Raw genomic sequence first — 3,796 nt, 5'->3', positions numbered from 1 at the left:
TTATGGAGATGTCTGTATCAGGATTTCCATCTTTTGAAAATTCCTCTCTGGAAGCCTCGTATTTTTTTGCAAGACACGGCATTACAGAAACCACAATTAAATCTTCTCTTTTTATTCCCATCTCCTTTGCCCAAAACTCTTTAGCGATAACACTGAACATCTGTTGCGGAGATTTTGCAGTGGATGGTATATCAAGCATATCCGGGAAATTGTGTTCGATAAATTTCACCCAGGCAGGGCAACAAGAGGTCAAGATAGGAAGCTTTACATCTTTGTCTCCTGCCAAATGTCGTTCTATTCTTGATTTCAATTCTGATGCCTCTTCCATGATTGTGAGATCGGCTGCAAAATTTGTATCAAATACATAGTCAAATCCTATTCTCCGAAGAGCGGTAACCATCTTTCCTGTGACATCTGTACCAGGCTCATGCCCGAATTCTTCTCCGAGGGCTACCCGTACAGAAGGTGCTACCTGTACAATTACAGTTTTAGAAGGATTTGCAAGCAGGTCCACCACTTCCCAGGTATAATCTTTTTCATGGAGAGCACCCACAGGACACACTGCCACGCACTGACCGCAGAATGTACACGCTGTATCGTCAAGGTCTTTTTCATGGGATGGAGCCACTACAGTTTCAAATCCCCTGTTTACAGCAGAAAGAATGTTACATGTCTGAATCTTATTGCACATTGTCTCACATCTTCTGCACATGATACATTTATCCATATCCCTTATTATTGCAGGAGATGAATCTGATCTGTATTCTGATTTTTCCCCTTCAAATCTTATGTTTTTTATTTTAAATTCATCTGCCAGGTCCTGGAGTTCACATTCTCCTGATTTTGAGCATGTCAGGCACCCTTTCGGATGATTAGAGAGAATAAGCTCTAAAATATTTTTTCTTATCTGTATGAGCTCTGCTGAATTGGTAATAATATCCATTCCGTCGTAGACCTTTGTTTCACAGGCCGGATATAGATTTTCCTGCTCATTTACCTCAACCACACACATTCGACAAGAAGCCGGATCGTGGACATAACCAATATCGCCCATTTTCAGCTGACACAGAGTAGGAATCCGGACCCCTATACTTTTGGCAGCTGCCAGAATAGTAGAGTGTTTTGGAGTCTCTACCTCTATACCGTTTATTTTTATTTTGACCATTTCCATGGATAACCTCCTATGCTTTCTTTATGGCGTTAAATCTGCACGCATTATAGCAAGCCCCACACTTGATACATCTGTCCTGATAGATATAGTGCTTCTCTTTTACTCTTCCCAGAATAGCTTCAGTAGGACATACTTTTGCACAGGCAGTACAACCTATACACTTGTCTGTGATGGTAAACTGGATAAGACTCGTGCAGACAGTAGAAGGACATTTTTTATCCTTGACGTGTGCCAGATACTCATCATAAAAATTATTTAAAGTTGAAAGCACAGGGTTGGGAGATGTTTTACCCAGTCCGCAAAGAGATGCCCTCTTTATAGTTTTAGAGAGGTCTTTTAGAAGCTGAAGATCATTTACTGTTCCTTTTCCCTTTGTTATCCTGTCCAGGATCTCGTATAATCTCTTGTTACCTATCCTGCAAGGTGTACATTTCCCGCAGGACTCTTCTACTGTGAATCCCAGGTAGAATTTTGCCACTGCCACCATGCAGTCGTCTTCATCCATTACTATCAGTCCACCGGAACCCATCATAGATCCTTTTTCTTTTAGGGAATCAAAGTCGATAGGTGTGTCCAAGTCTTTTTCTGTAAGACATCCTCCAGAAGGTCCCCCTGTCTGTACAGCTTTAAATTTTTTGTTTTTAGTGATTCCGCCACCAATATCAAAGATTACTTCCTGAAGAGATGTTCCCATAGGCACCTCTATAAGTCCCACATTTTTTATTTTACCAGCCAGGGCAAAGACCTTAGTACCTGGTGATTTTTCTGTTCCTATACTCTTGAACCAGCTTGCTCCGTTGTTTATTATCGCTGGGATATTTGCCAACGTTTCCACATTGTTCACATTGGTAGGTTTTTTCCAGTAGCCTGCCTCTGCAGGGAATGGAGGTTTCAAGGTAGGCTCACCCCTTTTTCCTTCCATTGAGTGTATGAGTGCAGTTTCCTCTCCGCAGACAAAGGCTCCCGCCCCGTATTTTAGGGTTATTTTGAAATTAAAACCTGCCCCGAATATATTTTTTCCCAGAACACCGTATTCGTTGGCCTGCTTTATAGCTATTTTTAGTCTTTTTATTGCCAGAGGGTACTCTGCTCTGATATAAATCAAACCTTCATCTGATCCTATGGCATATCCGCATATTGCCATGGCTTCCAATACAGAGTGTGGGTCTCCCTCTAGGACCGATCTGTCCATAAATGCTCCCGGGTCTCCTTCGTCGGCATTGCAGACTACATATTTTTTATCTACCTCTTTATTGAAAGCAAACTGCCATTTGAGACCTGTAGGGAAGCCACCGCCACCTCTTCCTCTTAAACCGGAAATTTTTATCTCATCTATTACATCCTGTCTGGACATTTCGGAAAGGGACTTATACAGGGCAAAATACGCATCTCTGGATATTGCTTCTTCTATATTTTCAGGGTCCATAAAACCACAATTTCTGAGAACTATTTTTTTCAATTTGCTGCTTATAAATACATCTGTTTCATGTACTTTTTTATATTTGATATCCTTCAGTATTTTTTCAGCCTTGGGCAGATCCACGTTTCCAAAAATTTCTGGATTCTGACCAGGGATAGTTACCTCTATAGTCGGTTCAGAATGGCAAAGTCCCATACAGCCAGTAGGAACCAGTTGTATGCTGTCATCTCCCTCTCTGTCTAGCTCCTCTTCAAAAAATTCATAGAGAGTGTCTGCTCCTGCTGTGATTCCGCAAGTTGCCATAGATATCTTTATAAGAGTTTTATCCTTTTCATCTTTTTGATATTTTTCTTTTATATTTTTCAAATCTTCTATAGTATTAAGCACATTCATCCCTCCGATTAATCATATTCTTTCAATATATGCTTTATCTGTTCTGCCTCTACCCGACCGTAGGTTTTATTACCTACCTTGATAATAGGAGCCATTCCGCAGGCACCAATGCATCTTAGTACATCAATAGAAAATTTTCCGTTGTTTGTAGTTTCACCCACTTTGACCCCAAGCTCTCTCGTCAGTTCATTTAAAATCTTTTCAGAGCCGTTGACATAGCAGGCTGTTCCCATACATACAGAGATAGGATGTTCACCCTTAGGTGTAGTTGTAAAAAAGGAATAAAAAGTAATAACACCGTAAATCTGGGAAATAGGTATTCCCATTTTTTCACCGATGAACTCCTGAACCTCCACCGGCAGATAACCAAATATCTCCTGAGCCTTATGTAGTACGCTTATGAGCTCGCCTTCTTTTGTTTCAAGTTGGCCTATGAATATATCCAATTCATTGAACATATTTTTTTTGTAATTATTTTCACAATTCATGATATCCTCCTTTTTTCATAAAGATACACCTACACCATTAATATATCTATTAAGAATAAAGGGCTTCTTTCCTATTAAAATATATTTTTCCCATTGATTATTTTATGTTTGTCTAATTATTATTGCTAGAATTTAGCTTATTAAATGAAAAATTTTTAGTTTTGATAATTAATTAACTTAGTGAAAGCCAATCTTACAATGGTTATCTATATTTAATTAAATTCTTGAATTTGCACAGATTCTGTTACTTTTCTCTTGACAGAAAAGTAACCAACAGGTCAAGATTTTTCAAATGTCTAGGAAGTATATGTTTCTTTTAACGCC

At 39.2% G+C, this 3,796-nt stretch carries 3 protein-coding genes; all 3 read right to left on the bottom strand.

Annotation, left to right across the window (positions count from 1 at the left end; translation table 11 throughout):
- Positions 1 to 1,171, bottom strand: a 1,171-nt coding sequence (locus ABZA26_RS09875; protein WP_372714353.1) for a [Fe-Fe] hydrogenase large subunit C-terminal domain-containing protein, incomplete at its 3' end; no start/stop codon positions are given.
- Positions 1,172 to 1,181: 10 nt separating this feature from the next.
- Positions 1,182 to 2,894 (bottom strand): NADH-ubiquinone oxidoreductase-F iron-sulfur binding region domain-containing protein, encoded by a 1,713-nt coding sequence (locus ABZA26_RS09870; protein ID WP_372714354.1) that lies wholly within the window; start codon positions 2,892 to 2,894, stop codon positions 1,182 to 1,184.
- A gap of 98 nt (positions 2,895 to 2,992) precedes the next feature.
- Positions 2,993 to 3,472, bottom strand: coding sequence for an NAD(P)H-dependent oxidoreductase subunit E (locus tag ABZA26_RS09865; RefSeq protein WP_372714352.1), 480 nt, complete (start codon positions 3,470 to 3,472; stop codon positions 2,993 to 2,995).
- Positions 3,473 to 3,796 lie beyond the last annotated feature (324 nt).

The sequence above is a fragment of the Ilyobacter sp. genome (genome assembly GCF_041583315.1).
Lineage (GTDB): Bacteria > Fusobacteriota > Fusobacteriia > Fusobacteriales > Fusobacteriaceae > Ilyobacter.
This window is presented reverse-complemented; position numbering and strand designations above follow the sequence as displayed.

Excerpts from the sequence above, each read along its gene's own strand:
- ABZA26_RS09865 (WP_372714352.1), bottom strand. The coding sequence starts at position 3,472 with ATGAATTGTGAAAATAATTACAAAAAAAATATGTTCAATGAATTGGAT.
- ABZA26_RS09870 (WP_372714354.1), bottom strand. The coding sequence starts at position 2,894 with ATGGCAACTTGCGGAATCACAGCAGGAGCAGACACTCTCTATGAATTT.